At 76.2% G+C, this 15935-nt stretch carries 13 protein-coding genes; 8 read left to right on the top strand and 5 right to left on the bottom strand.

Annotated elements, in window-relative coordinates:
• Window positions 1-19: 19 nt before the first annotated feature.
• A complete protein-coding gene (locus FN207_RS05240) occupies window positions 20-415 on the top strand; it encodes a VOC family protein (protein WP_142457305.1) in 396 nt (131 codons plus the stop codon).
• A 25-nt stretch (window positions 416-440) separates the two neighbouring features.
• On the opposite strand, the gene FN207_RS05235 is transcribed toward FN207_RS05240, so the two are convergent.
• The 4 genes from FN207_RS05235 to FN207_RS05220 form a co-directional block, all read right to left on the bottom strand.
• Window positions 441-2390 (bottom strand): HNH endonuclease signature motif containing protein, encoded by a 1950-nt coding sequence (locus tag FN207_RS05235; protein ID WP_246065796.1) that lies wholly within the window; start codon window positions 2388-2390, stop codon window positions 441-443.
• A 201-nt stretch (window positions 2391-2591) separates the two neighbouring features.
• On the bottom strand, window positions 2592-3704 hold the full coding sequence (locus FN207_RS05230) for an NAD-dependent epimerase/dehydratase family protein (RefSeq protein WP_142457304.1): 1113 nt from the start codon (window positions 3702-3704) through the stop codon (window positions 2592-2594).
• Between the two features lie 45 nt (window positions 3705-3749).
• The gene (locus FN207_RS05225) at window positions 3750-5000 is read right to left on the bottom strand and encodes an MFS transporter (RefSeq protein WP_185938199.1); all 1251 of its coding nucleotides are present in this window, start codon (window positions 4998-5000) and stop codon (window positions 3750-3752) included.
• Window positions 4997-5578 carry a winged helix-turn-helix domain-containing protein gene (locus FN207_RS05220; protein WP_142457302.1) on the bottom strand — a complete coding sequence of 194 codons (582 nt, stop codon included), beginning with the start codon at window positions 5576-5578 and terminating at the stop codon, window positions 4997-4999. Before FN207_RS05220 ends, FN207_RS05225 begins: the two co-directional genes overlap by 4 nt.
• 80 nt (window positions 5579-5658) lie before the next feature.
• Here FN207_RS05220 and FN207_RS05215 point away from each other — a divergent pair, with 80 nt between their 5' ends.
• The 5 genes from FN207_RS05215 (at window position 5659) to FN207_RS05195 (ending at window position 13521) form a co-directional block, all read left to right on the top strand.
• Window positions 5659-6060: a nuclear transport factor 2 family protein gene (locus FN207_RS05215; RefSeq protein ID WP_142457301.1), complete on the top strand. Its 402-nt coding sequence runs from the start codon at window positions 5659-5661 to the stop codon at window positions 6058-6060.
• Window positions 6061-6180: 120 nt separating this feature from the next.
• On the top strand, window positions 6181-7704 hold the full coding sequence (locus tag FN207_RS05210) for an MFS transporter (RefSeq protein WP_246065795.1): 1524 nt from the start codon (window positions 6181-6183) through the stop codon (window positions 7702-7704).
• 20 nt (window positions 7705-7724) lie between these two features.
• Complete coding sequence (gene nhaA, locus FN207_RS05205; RefSeq protein WP_142457300.1) at window positions 7725-10412, top strand: Na+/H+ antiporter NhaA; 2688 nt, start codon at window positions 7725-7727, stop codon at window positions 10410-10412.
• A complete protein-coding gene (locus tag FN207_RS05200; protein WP_142457299.1) occupies window positions 10409-12091 on the top strand; it encodes an NAD(P)/FAD-dependent oxidoreductase in 1683 nt (560 codons plus the stop codon). The genes nhaA and FN207_RS05200 overlap by 4 nt, the downstream gene beginning before the upstream one ends.
• Complete coding sequence (locus tag FN207_RS05195; RefSeq protein ID WP_142457298.1) at window positions 12088-13521, top strand: ATP-binding protein; 1434 nt, start codon at window positions 12088-12090, stop codon at window positions 13519-13521. Before FN207_RS05200 ends, FN207_RS05195 begins: the two co-directional genes overlap by 4 nt.
• A 3-nt stretch (window positions 13522-13524) precedes the next feature.
• On the opposite strand, the gene FN207_RS05190 is transcribed toward FN207_RS05195, so the two are convergent.
• On the bottom strand, window positions 13525-14358 hold the full coding sequence (locus tag FN207_RS05190) for an alpha/beta fold hydrolase (protein WP_142457297.1): 834 nt from the start codon (window positions 14356-14358) through the stop codon (window positions 13525-13527).
• Window positions 14359-14417: 59 nt separating this feature from the next.
• Between FN207_RS05190 and idi the strand changes: the two genes are divergently transcribed.
• Window positions 14418-14963: an isopentenyl-diphosphate Delta-isomerase gene (idi, locus tag FN207_RS05185; RefSeq protein WP_142457296.1), complete on the top strand. Its 546-nt coding sequence runs from the start codon at window positions 14418-14420 to the stop codon at window positions 14961-14963.
• A gap of 112 nt (window positions 14964-15075) precedes the next feature.
• A complete protein-coding gene (locus FN207_RS05180; RefSeq protein WP_142457295.1) occupies window positions 15076-15858 on the top strand; it encodes a polysaccharide deacetylase family protein in 783 nt (260 codons plus the stop codon).
• Window positions 15859-15935: the final 77 nt, after the last annotated feature.

Below are 15935 nucleotides of genomic sequence, written 5' to 3'. Positions count from 1 at the left end.
ACTGCCCTAGCCTGCCGTCATGCCCCAGCAGGTGACGCCCTTCCTCATGTTCACCGGCGACGCGGAACGCGCGATCGAGCTCTACACCTCGCTGTTCGACGACGCGCGCGTCCTCACCCTCGACCGGTGGGGCCCCGACGGGCAGGGACCCGAGGGGACGGTGCAGCAGGCCACCTTCTCCATCGCCGGTCAGGTCTTCCGCTGCTTCGACAGCCCGCCGGTGCACGACTTCACCTTCACGCCGTCCCTCTCGTTGTTCGTCGACGTCGTGTCGGAGGAGGAGCTCGACCGGCTGTTCGCGGGTCTCTCCGATGGCGGTGCGGTGTTGATGCCGCTCGGGGACTACGGGTTCAGCCGTCGCTTCGGGTGGGTGAACGACCGCTTCGGGGTGTCCTGGCAGCTCAACCTCCCGTAGCGCCCGGCCCGCCCGTCACTCCCGGTCAGTAGGGCGGTGGCTCGGTGCTCGCGGTCAGGCCGCTCGGGGTGGTGACGGTGAGGGTGCCGTTGGGGGCGAGGGTGTGCCGCCAGCCGGGTGCCTGGTGCTTGCCGCGGTGGTGGCCGGTGCAGTAGCCGGTGAGGTTGGCGGCGGACGTGGGCCCGGCCGGCCACGCGACGGCGTGGTCGAGTTCGCCGGTCCGGGGGACGCGGCGGCGGCAGCCGGGGAAGCGGCAGCGGCGGTCGCGGGCGCGGACATGTCGGTCGAGGGCGGCGCCGGGGCGGTAGCCGGGGCTCTCGGCCGGCGGACGCAGTCCGGGTCGGCCGGTGAGGTCGTGGTCGCAGTGCTCGGGCCGGCGGCGGCAGGCGGGGCGGCCGCAGGTGCCGATGCGGCGGAGCTCGGGCAGGTCGGTGAGGCCGAGCAGGGCGCCGGTCAGCGCGTCGGTGAGGACCAGGCGGGGGCGGTCGGCCAGCCCGCCGCCGCCGGTGGTGGCCAGCAGGTCGGCGAGCGCCTGGCGGGCCTCGTCGGTGACGGCACCGAGGGCGGTGAGGGCGTCGGGGGCGGCGGTGACCCGCCCGGCGGCGCTGTGCGCCCAGGCGGTCTCGTCGGCGGCGTCGGCCCGGGCGGCGGTGGCCACCAGCCGGTGGGCGCGGCCGAGGGCCTGCTGGGCGGCGAGGACGGCATCCCCGGCGTCCTCGATCGCGCGGTCGGCGCGCGCCCACCAGCCATCCGGGGGACCGGCTGGGTGCGGAGGTGGTGAGGAGTCGGGGCCGGGTGAGGCGCCGGGGTCACGGGCGCCGGGATCGGGGAGTGGTTCGTCGGGGAAGCAGGGTGCGGGCCGGTCGTCGAACTCGCCGGCGAGGATGCGGCGCTCGAGGTCCTCGGCCCAGCGGGCGAAGTGCTCGTCCTCGGTGAGGACGGCACCGTCGGGGATGGAGCCGGCCGCATCCTCGTCCGTCGCGGCGGCGTCGGTTGTGGCGTCCTCAGTGGCGTCGTCGTAGGCGGGGGCGGTGGTGGTGACCAGCGGGTGCCCGGTGAGGGCGGCCAGCAGCGCGCGGACCGTCTCGGCGGGCACCACCTGTCCGTCGATCTCGCACGGCTGGTCCCCGCCGAGCAGCGCCCCCAGCGGTGCGATCACCGACAGGACCACCTGCACCGGCGGCAGGTCGGTCTCACTGGGGCGCAGTACCAGGTCGAGCAGGCAGTCGGCCATCGTCTGCCCGCGGCTGCGCCCGTCGGCGGGCAGTGCGTCGGCGTAGGCGCCGAGTGCGGCCACCAGGGCCGCGGCCTCCGGGGTGGTCAGCAGCGCCGAGACCACGCTCATGCCCTCGCACCGGTCGGGCCGGGCCGTCACGCCGCGGCGGCGGATCGCGTCGGTGAGGTGGCGGGCGGCGTCGCGGGCGTTGTGCCGGGCCACCACGCGGCGCACCCGGTCGCCGAGTTGGGCGGGGGTGGTGACCCGGTGCCGGGCGCCCATCCAGTCCAGCAGTTCGGCCTGGATCCGGGTGCGCAGCGCGTCGTCGCCGATGGGCGCGACGTGTTCGAGCAGGCACCACAGGTGCCCGGGGTGGAGCACCCCGGCCTCGAGGGCGTCGAGGACGAGGGGCAGTCGCTGGTCGAGCAGCAGGGCGCGCTCGAGTTCGTCCTCGGCGCGTTGGCTGGTGACGTCGAGTGCGATGACCAGCTCCTGGGTGGCCCACTCACTCACCGGCCGCAGCACGTCGGCCCGCGCCGCCCACCGCTCGGCCGACATCGTCCCGGGCTCGCCCGGCGCCCGGTCGGCCGAGGCCGGGCGGGTGGCGGCGAACGCGGCGATCGCCCGGTACCGCAGCGCCGTCTGACGCGAGATCTCCCGGCTGGCGGCCTGCACCTCAGCCAGCGGACCGGACGCCCAGCCCACGCCCGGAGGCGTCGTGGCCGGCGGGTCGAGCACCGCCGTCGAGGATCCCGTCACGCACTCGATCATACGTTCGAACAGAACGTCGCACAACGGCTGTGGACGGAAGAACCGCAGGTCAGAGGCGCAGCTGGTGGTGGGGGTGGGAGGGGTGGGAGCCAGCGGGACCTGCGTCCGCCGGACGAGCGCCCACGAGACGGAGGCCGCGGCCCGACCCCGTGGGGCCGGGCCGCGGCTCGGGCCGACAGGGAAGCAGCGTCAGCGGGGGTTGGGCACGTTCCGCGGGTCGCCGGCCGGGTCGTGCTCGCGGCCGCCGTTCGCGGCCAGGAGTGGGCCGGGGCCGCCGTCGCCACGGCCGAGCGCGGTCACGAACTGGCGCAGGACGTCGTCGCCGCGGTGGGCCGGCTGCCAGTCCAGCTGCGTGCGGGCGCGGGCGGTCTCGAGCACGGGGGACTGCAGTCCGAGGTCCAGCCAGCCGGGCTCGGTGGGGACCAGTCGCGCGTGGAACGCCGCGCTCAGCCCGGCGCGCAGCACCATCGCCGGAACCGGGACCCGGGTGGTGCCCAGTGCTCGCGCGATCCCGTCGGCGTCGAGCGCCGGGTCGGCGGAGAGGTTGAACGGGCCCGGCGCGCGCCGGTCGAGCATGCGGGTGATCGCGTCGGCGACGTCGTCGGCGTGCACGAACCCGACCCGCAGCGACGGCAGGGGCAGCGGCAGCAGCGAGGCGACCTGGCCGGGCACCAGCCGGGCGGCGCCGAACAGCAGTGGCCCGAGGAAGTAGCGGCCGATCTCGCTCGCGGCCTCCGGCTGGAGCACCAGCGTCGGCCGGACGACGGTCAGCGTGACGTCCTGCCTGCGGCCCACGACCTCGCGCACGACCCGCTCGGCCTCGGACTTCTGCCGGCTGTACTGCGAGCTCGGGATGCCGGTCACCGGCCAGTCCTCGGCCACCGGCCGGTCGCCGCCACCGGCGGCGTAGGCGCCCAGCGACGACATGTGCACCACGTGCTCCACCCCGGCGGCCACCGCGGCGCGCATGACCCGGCGGGTGCCGTCGACGTTCGCCTTGTGCAGCTCGTTCGTCCGGCGCCCCGGCTGCAGCGCCCAGGCGAGGTGGACGACGGCGTCGACGTCCTCGAACAGGTTGGTCAGCGCCTGCTCGCTGGTGGTCTCGCCGAGGTCGGCGGTGTACCAGGTGACCGAGGTGTAGGGCTCGACGTCCGGTGGCTGCCGGCGGGCCAGCCCGCGGACCTCGGCCACGCCGCTTCCCGGGGCGGTCAGCCGCCGCAGCAGGGCCGTGCCGACGTTGCCGCTCGCACCGGTGACGGCGACCTTCAGGCCGCGGAGATGGGCGCTGGGGAGATCAGCCATGCCCAGGCGCTACCCGCGTCGCCGGACGGCAACCGGCGAGCCCGGTCACGCCACCGCGGCGGGCGTCTCCGTGCGCGAGCGGAGGCCGAGCGACACCAGCCCGACGAGGACCAGGGCGCCCGCGGCCACCCCGAAGCCGGCGGAGGTGCCGACGGCGTCGGCGAGCCGCAGCACCAGCAGGCTCGCGGTGAGCCCGCCGACCTGCAGGGCCAGCGAGGACGCCGACAGCGCGGTCGCCCGCTGTCCGGCGGCCACCCGCGCGTGCAGGACGTCCTTCCACAGCGGCCAGGCCGCGGCGTTCGACACGTAGAAGACGGCGAACAGGCAGCCCAGGACCGGCGCACCGCCGAGCGGCACGAGCGCGACGGCGACCGCGCCGAGCACCGCCAGGCCCGCCGTCGCCCGGCCGGCCGACCCGCGGGCGCCGCGCCGGGCGAGCGGCGCGAGCAGCGCGCCGACGCCGGCGGCCGCGTAGGAGACCGCCATGACGACGCCGAACACCGCCGCGCCCTCCGTCCCGCTGCCAGTGAGCGCCGCGACGTGCAGCGGCCCCACCAGCTCCAGGGTGCTCAGCGTGCAGCCGACCAGCAGCGAGATCGCCAGCACCCGCCGCAGCTGAGCGTCGCGGGTGACCAGTCGGGCGGTGTCCCGGACGACGGCCGGGACCAGTGCGATCCCGGCCCGCAGCGCGGCCACGCCGGACCCGCGGGCCGCACCGACCGGGACGACGAGCAGCGCCACCGCGGCCATCCCGGCCAGCGCGAGCGCCGCCGCCACCAGGACGGGCAGCACGAGCAGCCCGCCGCCGAGCAGCGGCAGCAGCCCGCCGAGCACCGCGCCCAGGCACAGGCCCGCGCCGTCGGCCGCGCCCGCACGGGACAGCCCCGGGGTCACGTCGGCGTCGGGGTCGGCGGCGCGGACGGCGTCGACGTACCAGGCCTCGAGCGGGCCGGAGTCCAGCGCCCGCCCGACGCCCTTGAGCGCCCAGGCCACCGCGAAGACCGCCGTGCTCTGCGCGACCGCCGACGTCAGCAGCCCGGCGGTGGTGGCCAGGCCGGAGAGGACGAGCACCTGCCGGGTGCCGATGGCGTCGGCCAGCCCGCCGGTGGGCAGCTCGAGCAGCAGCGTGACCAGCGAGTAGACGGCGACGACGACCCCGATGTCGGCGGGGGAGAGCCCGCGCGAGGCGGCCAGCAGCACCGACACCGGCGCGGCCAGGCCGATGGGCAGCCAGCGCAGCGCGGTGAGGCCGACGAAGCGGCGCCCGGCGGCCGCGACCGTCAGCGGCGCCGTCACGCCGGGTCCTCGGTCAGGGGGAACAGGTCCAGGAGCACGTGCACGAGGGGCTGGCCGGGCTCCTCGCGCTCGGCGCGCCAGCGGGCGAGGACGCCGTTGAGCTCCTCGGTCAGCGCGGCGACGCCCGCGGGGGAGAGGTGCAGCGCCCAGTCGTTGAGCGAGACGGCGTCGCGCCAGACCGGCTCGAGGTCCTCCCGCTGCTCGGCGTGCGCGGCCAGCATCCGGCGCTGGCGGCCCAGGGACTGGTGGGTCAGCTCCTCGACGACCTCCCGGCCGCCGGGCTGGGCCACCAGGTCCTCGGTGCGCCACCGGGTGCTGCGGTGCCTCGCCCGCCACCAGCGCTCCCGCGCGGTGCCCTGGCCGGCGACCTCCTCGACGAAGCCGAGGGCGGCCAGCTGGCGCAGGTGGTAGCTGGTCGTCCCGCTGCTCTCGCCGAGGCGCTGGCCGAGCCGGGACGCCGTCGAGGGGCCCTCGGACCGCAGCAGTGCGAGCAGGCCCGTCCGCAGGGGGTGCGAGAGCGCGCGCAGGGTGCGCGGGTCGGTGACGTCGACGGTCTCCTCGGGAGGCGGCTCGGCCATGGCCCGAGGCTACGGGTGCAGAGGTGTCTTTGCAAAGACATCTCTGCATCGGGTGGTGACCGGCCGCTACGGTCGCCGGTATGAGGGGGCAGCTGGCGGTCGTCGAGGCGTGGCTGGACGCGGTGGACCGGGCCGACGCCGGCGCCGCAGCGGCGCTGTCGGCGCCGGACCTGGAGATCGCCGGCCCGCGCGGCAGCGTGCGCGGGCGTGAGGTGCTGGGTCCGTGGATGGCGCGCGCCGGCTTCACGTCCCGGCCGCTCCGCTGGTTCTGCGGTGCCGACGGCGCGGTCGTCGTGAAGCAGGACGCCACCTGGACCGACCCGGCGACCGGCGCGGAGCGCGGCCGGGCGGTCGTCGCGTCGTCCTTCCGGGTCGCCGACGGTGCGGTCACCCGCTACCGGCGGCACGACGAGGGCCTGCCCGCCGCGCTTCCCGCCGCGGGCCTGACCCACGAGGACGAGGTCGCCGCCCGGGGGCGGTGATTGACAGGCCGAGAACCCCGGGACGAGGCTCGCGTCCACAGGCATCCGCCGACGTCGCCGGGCCTCGGAGCAGCGGACCTCCCGTTGCCCGGCACGGGCAGGGAACGAGGTGGCGCTCAGGTGACGTCCCGGGTGCAGCCGGCCCCGGCCGGCGGGCTGCGGATGGGCACGCCGCAGGGACGCTGGGTGCTGCTGACCACGGTCCTCGGGTCGAGCCTGGCGCTGCTGGACGGCACCGTGGTCAACGTGGCCCTGGAGCGGATCGGGGCCGACCTGGACGCTGGGTTCACGGGCCTGCAGTGGACCGTGAACGCGTACACGCTCACGCTCGCCTCGCTGATCCTGCTGGGCGGGTCCCTGAGCGACCGGTTCGGCCGGCGCCGGGTGTTCGTCATCGGGGTCGTCTGGTTCGCCGCGGCCTCGCTGCTGTGCGGCCTCGCGCCGGACGTGACCACCCTCGTGCTGGCCCGGGCGCTGCAGGGCGTCGGGGGAGCGCTGCTGACGCCGGGCAGCCTGGCGATCATCTCGGCGTCCTTCGCGGGCGAGGACCGGGCCGCGGCGATCGGCGCGTGGTCCGGGTTCGGCGGCGTCGCCGGCGCCGTGGGCCCCTTCCTCGGCGGCTGGCTGGTCGAGTGGAGCTGGCGGGCGGTCTTCCTCGTCAACCTCCCGGTCGCCGTCCTCATCGTGGTCGTCGCCGCGAAGCACGTCCCCGAGACCTGGGACCCCGCCGCCGCGCCGGGCCTGGACTGGACCGGGACGGCGCTGGTCGTCGCCGGCCTGGGTGGGCTGACCTACGCGCTGACCGCCGCCGGGGGGACCGGACAGGGCGCGGCCGTCGCGGTGTCGGGGGTCGCGGGGGTGGCGGCGCTGGTCGCCTTCGCCGTCGTCCAGCGCCGGTCGCGGCACCCGCTCGTGCCGCCCGCACTGTTCGCCAACCGGCAGTTCACCGCGGCGAACGCGGTGACCTTCCTGGTGTACGCGCCGCTCGGCGTGGTGTTCGTGCTGCTGGTCCTGCAGCTGCAGGTGGTGGCGGGCTACAGCCCGCTGCTGGCCGGGACCGCGCTGCTCCCGCTGACCGTGCTGATGCTGCTGTTCTCGTCCCGGGCCGGTGCCCTCGCGCAGCGGATCGGGCCGCGGCTGCCCATGACCGTCGGACCGGTCCTGGCCGCCGCCGGCGTGCTGCTGATGCTCCGGGTCGGTGAGGACGCGTCCTACCTGCGGGACGTCCTGCCCGCCTCAGTGGTGTTCGGCGCCGGGCTGACCCTGCTGGTCGCGCCGCTCACCGCGACCGTGCTCGACTCGGCCGAGACCCGGTTCGCGGGCGTCGCGTCCGGGGTGAACAACGCCGTCGCACGGGCCGCGAGCCTGCTCGCGGTGGCCGTGGTCCCCGTCGCGGCCGGCATCGGCGGCGACGACTACACCGACCCGACCGCCCTGGATGCCGGCTTCCGGACGGCGATGTCCATCTGCGCCGCGCTGCTGCTCGCCGGCGCGGCGATCGCGGCCGCCTCTGTCCGCCGGCCGCTCGTCGCGGCGCCGGCGGCCGTCGGGGAGCCGGCGGTCGGGGAACGGCTGGCCGTAGAGGACTGCCTGCACTGCGGGATCGCCGCTCCCCAGCTGTACCCGCGCGAGCCCAGCCGGTGAGCGCGGACAGCGTCCCGGCCGTGCGCGCACCCGGGGGGACGGAGGACCCGGACGGGCAGTCGTCACCGGGCGGCCGCGGCCTGCTGGCGCGGGTCGCGCCGCTGCGGCGCTCGCTGCGGACGGAGGCCGGGAGTGCCGGGCTCCTGCTGGCGGCCGCGGTCGCGGCGCTGGTGTGGGCCAACTCCCCGGTGGGCGACAGCTACTCCACCTTCTGGCACACCGAGTTCGCCCTCCGCTGGGGTGGCGCCGAGCTGGCCCTGGACCTGCGGCACTGGGTCAACGACGGGCTGATGGTGTTCTTCTTCTTCGTCGTCGGGCTGGAGATCAAGCGCGAGCTGGTCATCGGCGAGCTGACCGACCGGCGGCGGGCCGCGGTGCCGGCGCTGGCCGCCGTCACCGGTCTGGCGGTGCCGGCGCTGGTCTACGTCCTGTTCAACCTGGGCGACGAGGCGGCCTCCGCCTGGGGGGTGGTCATCTCCACCGACACCGCGTTCCTGCTCGGCGTGCTGGCGCTCGTCGGGCCGGCCTGCCCGGCTCCGCTGCGGCTGTTCCTGCTCACGCTCGCGATCGCCGACGACGTCGGCGCGCTCACCGTCATCGCGCTCTTCTACACCGACGAGCTCCGCCTGCTCCCGCTCGCGCTGGCCGTCCTGGGGCTCACCCTGATGCTCGGGCTGCGGTACCTGCGGGTCTGGCGCGGACCGGCCTACCTCGTCCTCGGTCTGGGCGTGTGGCTGGCGATGGTCGAGTCCGGCGTCCACCCGACCCTCGCCGGCGTGGTCATCGCCCTGTTCACCCCCGCCTACGGCGCCCGGCGCGAGGAGGTGGCCGACGCCGCCCGGCTGGTGCGGGCCTACCAGCAGTCGCCCAACCCGGGGTTCGCCCGCGCGGCGCGGCTGTCGATCGACCGCTCGGTGTCGGCCGGCGAGCGGCTGCAGCAGCTGTGGCAGCCGTGGACGAGCTTCGTCATCCTGCCCGTCTTCGCGCTGGCCAACGCCGGTGTCCCGCTGACGGCGGAGACGCTGCGGGCCGCGGCCTCCTCGCCGGTGACGCTCGGCGTCGTCGCCGCGCTGGTCCTCGGCAAGCTCGTGGGCATCCTCGCCGGGACCGCCCTGGCGGTGCGGATGCGGCTCGGGTCGCTGGCACCCGGCCTCACCGGGCTGCAGCTGGCCGGCGGCGCCGCCCTGTCGGGCATCGGCTTCACCATCTCGCTGTTCATCGTCGACCTCGCCTTCCGCGGCCGGGATCGGCTGGGGGACGAGGCGCGGGTCGGCGTGCTGGTCGCCTCCGTGCTGGCCGCGCTGCTCGGCTGGGCGCTGTTCCGCGTCGCCGACCTCCGCCGTCCGCCCGGTCCCGCCCGCCCGTCCCTGCTCGACCCGCCCGTCGATCCGGCGCGCGACCACGTCCGGGGGCCGGCCGACGCGCCGCTCACGCTGGTCGAGTACGGCGACTTCGAGTGCCCCTTCTGCGGCCGGGCCACGGGCGCGATCGAGGAGGTGCGCGAGCGGTTCGGCGACCGCCTGCGCTACGTCTTCCGGCACCTGCCGCTCGTCGACGTCCACCCGCACGCCCGGCTCGCCGCGGAGGCGGCCGAGGCCGCCGCCGCGCAGGGCCGCTTCTGGGAGATGCACGACCGGCTCTTCGCCGCGCAGGACCGGCTGACCCCGGGCGACCTGCTCGAGCACGCCGCGGCGATCGGCCTCGACGTCCCGCGGTTCGCCCGCGACCTCGGCGCCGGCCGCCACGCCCGCCGGGTGCAGGAGGACGTCGACTCCGCCGAGGCCAGCGGGGTCGAGGGCACGCCGACGTTCTTCGTGCACGGGCGCCGGCACACCGGTCCGCACGACGCCGATTCCCTCGCCGCGGCGCTGCTCGCGGGCACCGACGCCGGGCCCCTACCCGTCCCCACGGGGAACGGCGTGGGGGCGCGGGTCCTGCCGGCCATGGGCGGACGTGGCGAGGACCCGGCGCGCCCCGCGGCGCCCCCGCTACCGCCGGACCTGCCGGAGACGCCGGACCGGGACGGCGCCTTCCCGCGCCTGGACGACGCGCAGGTGGCCCTGCTGGCGCGGTACGGGACCCGCCGCACGTGGCAGCCGGGGGAGACGCTGTTCCGGGAGGGCGACCCGGGCTACGAGTTCCAGCTGGTGCTCTCCGGCGCCGTCGCCGTGGTCGAGCACTCCGGCTCCGCCGACCAGCGGGTGGTGTCCGTGCACGGCCCGCGACGCTTCCTCGGCGAGCTGGACCTCTTCAGCGACCGCCCGGTCTTCCTCACCGCCGTCGTGCTCCGGCCGGCCGAGGTGGTCACCGTCCCCGACGCGCGCATCCGGCAGGCCTTCGCCGCGGACCGGGCGCTGGAGGAGCTCGTGCTGCGCGCCTTCCTCGTCCGCCGCTCGATCCTGCTCGAGCTCGCGGCCGACCTGCGCGTCGTCGGGCGGGGCGGCTCGGGGGAGACGACCCGGCTGCGCCGCTTCGCCGAGCGCTCCGGGCTGACCGCGGTCGTCGTCGACGTCGAGGCCGACGACGACGCCCGCGCCCTGCTCGCCGACCTCGGCGTGACCGACGACGACCTGCCCGTGGTGGTGTGGCGCTCCGGGCGGGTGCTGCGCCGTCCCACCGACGCCGAGCTCGCCGCCCTGGTCGGCGACGGCCACGGCGACGGACACGGCCGCTCCGTCCCGCCCACCCCGCCCCAGGAGGACACATGACCCAGATCCCCGAGGCCGGTGCGCGGGCCCGTCCCGTCCTGCTCACCGTCGACGACGACCCCGGGGTGTCCCGGGCGGTCGCCCGCGACCTGCGCCGCCACTACGGCGAGCGCTTCCGCGTCGTGCGGGCGTCCTCCGGCGAGGAAGCGCTGGAGGCGCTGCGCGAGCTCACGCTGCGCGGCGACCGCGTCGCGGCGATGCTCGCCGACTACCGGATGCCCGGCATGAACGGCATCGAGTTCCTCGAGCAGGCGATGGACCTCTTCCCCCGGGCGCGCCGGGCGTTGCTCACCGCCTACGCCGACACCGACGCCGCCATCCAGGCGATCAACCTCGTCGACGTCGACCACTACCTGCTCAAGCCGTGGGAGCCGCCCGAGGAGAAGCTCTACCCGGTGGTCGACGCGATGATCGAGACCTGGGCGGCCAGCCCGGACACCGCCGTCGAGGAGGTCAAGCTCGTCGGGCACCACTGGTCGGCGCCGTCCTTCGCCGCCCGCGACTTCCTGGCCCGCAACGCCGTCCCGTACCGCTGGTACAGCGTCGAGGAGAACGACGGTCGGCGGATCCTGTCCGCGGCCGGTGCCGGCCCCGACGACGTCCCCGTCGTCGTCCCGCCCGGGGGTCCCGCCCTGCTGGCGCCCAGCGAGGCGCAGCTGGCCGCCGCGGTCGGGCTCACCGTCGAGCCGAGCACCGACTTCTACGACCTCGTCGTGGTCGGGGGCGGCCCGGCCGGTCTCGGCGCCGCCGTCTACGCCGCCTCCGAGGGGCTGCGCACCGTGCTCGTCGAGCGCTCGGCCACCGGCGGGCAGGCCGGGCAGAGCAGCCGCATCGAGAACTACCTCGGCTTCCCCGACGGCGTCTCCGGCGGGCAGCTGGCCGACCGCGCCCGGCGGCAGGCCACCCGCTTCGGCGCCGAGGTGCTCACCGCCCGCAAGGTGACCGCGCTGGAGGTCCGCGGCCCGGCGCGGGTGGTGCACTTCGCCGACGGCGGCAGCATCGCCGCGCACGCCGTCGTCCTGGCCACCGGCGTCGCCTACCGGACGCTGCCCACCGACGGCGCCGACGGGTTCACCGGCCGCGGCGTCTACTACGGCTCGGCGCTCACCGAGGCCGCCGCCTGCAAGGACCAGCCCGTCTACGTCGTCGGCGGGGCCAACTCTGCGGGACAGTCGGCGGTGTTCTTCTCCCGGCACGCCAGCTGCGTGACCCTCGTCGTCCGCGGCGCGTCACTGGAGGCGTCGATGTCGCACTACCTCGTGCAGCAGCTCGCCGACATCCCGAACGTCGTCGTCCGCACCGGCACCACCGTCACCGCCGCGCGGGGCGGGGACCACCTCGAGGAGATCGAGCTCCTCGACGGCAGCGGCCGGGCCGAGACCGTCCCGACGTCGCACCTGTTCGTCTTCATCGGCGCCGAGCCGCGCACCGACTGGCTCGACGGCGTGCTGGCACGCGACGCCCGCGGCTTCGTGCTCACCGGGCCGGAGCTGCTCGTCGACGGCGAGCGGCCGCCGGGCTGGCGGCTGCAACGCGACCCCTACTTCCTGGAGTCCAGCGTCCCCGGGGTGTTCGTCGCCGGGGACGTGCGCTCGCAGTCGGTCAAGCGGGTGGCCTCCGCCGTCGGCGAGGGCGCCATGGCCGTCACCCTCGTGCACCGGTACCTGGAGGAGCGGTGAGCGCGCCGGCCCGCCTGGGCCCCGCGGAGCTGCGCGAGCTGTTCCTCTTCACCGACCTGCAGCCCGCCCAGCTCGCCTGGGTGGCCGAGACCGGGGACGTCGTCACCTTCCCCGAGGGCAGCGACGTGTCCACCGAGGGGGAGCCGGCCGAGTGCTTCTACGTGCTGCTGTCGGGCACCCTGCGCATGTCCCGGCGGGTGGGCCGCGACGAGGTGGAGACCGTGCGCACCGACCAGCCGGGGGTGTTCAGCGGCGCCGTGCAGTTCTACCTCGGCGACCAGGTCACCCAGGTCTACCCGGCGACCGTGCGCGCGGTCACCGACTGCACCTTCCTGGCGCTGCCGGCCGCCGAGTTCGCCGCCGTCTTCCGCCGCTGGTACCCGATGGCCGTCCACCTGCTGCAGGGACTGTTCCTGGGCACCCGGAACTCCGACGAGCTGGTCGGCCAGCGCGAGCGGCTGCTGGCGCTCGGCAAGCTCACCGCCGGGCTGACCCACGAGCTCAACAACCCGGCCGCGGCGGCGTCGCGGGCCACCTCCGCGCTGCGCGAGCGGGTGGCGGGGATGCGGCACAAGCTCGCGCTGCTGGCCGAGGGCCGGTTCGACGGCGAGCAGCTGCGGCGGCTGACCGAGCTGCAGGAACGCTTCGTCGCGGGCATCGGCGCGGTGCCCGAGCTCAGCGCGCTGGAGCGCTCAGACCGCGAGGACGAGCTCGGCGACTGGCTCGACGACCACGACGTCGAGCGGCCGTGGGAGCTGGCCGCGGTGTTCGTCCCGGCCGGGCTGGACCCGGCGGCCCTGGAGCTGGTCGCCGACGCCGTCGACGCCGACTTCCTCGAGCCGGCGCTGCGGTGGCTGTCCTACACCGTCGAGACCGAGCTGCTGCTGGGCGAGATCCTCGACAGCACCTCGCGGATCTCCCACCTGGTGGGCGCGGCCAAGCAGTACTCGCAGCTGGACCGCACGCCGCACCAGCCGACCGACCTGCACGAGGGGCTGGACGCGACGCTGGTCATGCTCAGCGCGAAGACCGGCCCGGGGATCCATGTGGTCAAGGAGTACGACCGGTCGCTGCCGCCGGTGCCGGCCTACGCCGCCGAGCTCAACCAGGTGTGGACCAACCTCATCGACAACGCGCTCGACGCGATGGCGGGGGAGGGCACGCTCACCCTGCGCACGGCCGTGGACGGCGACAACGCGGTGGTCGAGGTCGTCGACACCGGCCCGGGCATCCCCGAGCCGCTCCGGCGGCGGGTGTTCGAGCCGTTCTTCACCACCAAGCCGGTGGGTCAGGGGACCGGCCTGGGGCTCGACGTCGCCTGGCGGATCGTCACCACCCGGCACGGCGGGGTGCTCAAGGTGCGGTCGCGGCCCGGGGAGACCCGCTTCCTCGTGCGGCTGCCGCTGACGGAGGTGCCGCTGCCGGGCTGATCCTCAGGCCGCCGTCCGGGTGTGGGCCACGACCAGCTCCGCGGTCCGCTCGGCGGCGACCTCGGGGATCCAGTGCGGCACGCGGTCGAGCACCTCGAGCCGGTAGGGCGCGGTGACGTGGTCGCGGGTGGCCTCGGTGGCGGTGCGGCCGAGGGCGACGTCGCCGGTGCTCCACACGTGCAGGGTCGGCACGGTGACGGTGCCGACCCGGTCGCGGGCGCCGAAGGGCAGCGCCCGGTACCAGGCCAGCGCGGCGGACAGGGCGCCCGGCTCGAGCATGTGCGCCACGTAGCGCTCGGCGGCGTCGTCGGGCAGCCCGCTGCTGGCCAGCAGCTGCCGCAGCGCCCGCCCGTTCCCCGCCAGCAGCAGCCGCTCGGGCAGCGCCGGCACCTGGAAGGCGGCCACGTAGGCCGAGCGCAGCCCCTGGTCGCTGGTGAGGACCGCCCGCGCCATCGCGCCGGGGTGCGGCACCGACAGCGCGGTCAGCGTGCGCAGCCGCTCGGGGTACCAGGCGCCCAGCGCCCACGCGACGATGCCGCCCCAGTCGTGCCCGACGACGTGCGCGCTGCCCAGGCCCGCGGCGTCGAGGAGGGCCACGACGTCGTCGGCGACCTCCCGCAGCCGGTAGGGCGACCGCCCGGGCGGCCGCGCGCCGGGGGAGTAGCCGCGCTGGTCGGGCGCCAGCGTCCGCAGGCCCGCACCGTGCAGCAGCGGGGCCATCCGGTCGTAGGCCGAGGAGTCCTGCGGCCAGCCGTGCAGGAGCACCACCGGCTCGCCGTCGGGAGGGCCGCCGTCCCGCACGTCGAAGACCAGGCCGTCGCGCTCGAACCGCTCCATGTCCGGCCCTTGCCCGGCCGGGGGCGTGCCCGAACCCCGCCGTCGGGGAGGATGGCGACGTGACGGTGACCGCGGCGGAGCTGATCGTGCTGGTCGACGACGACGGGACGCCGATCGGCACCATGCCCAAGCCGCTGGTCCACCACGGCGAGACCCCGCTGCACCGCGCGTTCTCCGCCTACCTGTTCGCCGACGACGGCCGGCTGCTGGTCACCCGCCGCGCCGCGGACAAGCAGACCTTCCCGGGCATGTGGACCAACACCGTCTGCGGGCACCCCGGCCCCGGCGAGGACGACGGCGCCGCGATCGCCCGCCGCGCCTCGCAGGAGCTGGGCCTGCAGGTGGCCGACCTGCGCCCGGCGCTGCCCGGCTACCGCTACCGCGCGGAGTTCCGCGGCGTCGTCGAGAACGAGGTCTGCCCGGTCTACCTGGGCCGCTTCAGCGGGACGCCGGACCCCGACCCCAGCGAGGTGGGGGAGTGGGAGCTGCTGGAGTGGGCCGACTTCCGCCGCCGCCAGGAGGACTCCGAGCGCGACGAGTGGTCGCCGTGGTGCCGCGAGCAGGCGCGCCTCCTCGAGCAGGCCGGTCTCGTCCCGGCCGCCTGAGCCGCCGCCGCGCAGGAGGCGGTAGTCGGCAGGCCACGGACCGTGGCGGGCGCGCCCGCCGCCCCGTGTCGCTGCACCGGACGCGCCGGGACGCCGACCTAGCGTCCGCCGCGTGGACCGCCGGGGCTTCCTCCTCCTGCTCGCCACCGGGCTCGCCGGTGCGGCCGTGGGCCGCGGCGCCGCCACGATGGACCTCGGCGCCCCCGATCCCGTCGCCCCGCCGCCGGCGGCGCCGGCCACCCCCACCGGCCCGGGCGGCCTGGTCGCCGTCCCCGCGCCCCGCGGCGTCGTCGACCGGCTGCCGGGCACTGGCAACCAGATCGCCCTGACCATCGACGACGGCAGCAACGGCGAGGTGGTCGCGGCGCTGGTCACCCTCGCCCGCGAGACCGGCACCCGGCTGACGTTCTTCCCCAACGGCAGCTACCGCACTTGGGGCGACAACGCCCGCGACCTGTGGCCGCTCATCGAGTCCGGCCAGGTCGCCTTCGGCAACCACACCTGGTCGCACCCGGACGTGACCACGCTGTCCGACGCCGAGGTGGCCGAGGAGCTGCAGCACAACCAGGACTTCATGCGCCGCACCCTCGGCGTGACGGCCACCCCGTTCTGGCGGCCGCCGTTCGGGTCGCACGACCAGCGCACCGACGCGATCGCCGCCAATGTCGGCCACCCCACCACCGTGCTGTGGAACGGCACGTTCGACGACGGCCGGGCGATCGGCGCCGGGGAGCTCATGGCGGCGGCGCAGCAGTGGTTCGCCGCGCAGGCGATCGTCGTCGGCCACGCCAACCAGCCGGCCCTCACCACCGTGCTCGACCAGCTGCTCGGCCTCGTGGAGTCGCGGCAGCTGCAGACGGTGACGCTCGCCGACGTCTGGTCCTCCCCGGCCTGAGCGGCGTCCCGACCTGCGCGCCGGGGCGGTCTCGGCGAGAGTGGCGGGGACGCATCGTGATCACGGCCCCATGCGGC

The sequence above is a fragment of the Geodermatophilus aquaeductus genome, from assembly GCF_900182545.1.
Lineage (GTDB): Bacteria > Actinomycetota > Actinomycetes > Mycobacteriales > Geodermatophilaceae > Geodermatophilus > Geodermatophilus aquaeductus.
This window is presented reverse-complemented; position numbering and strand designations above follow the sequence as displayed.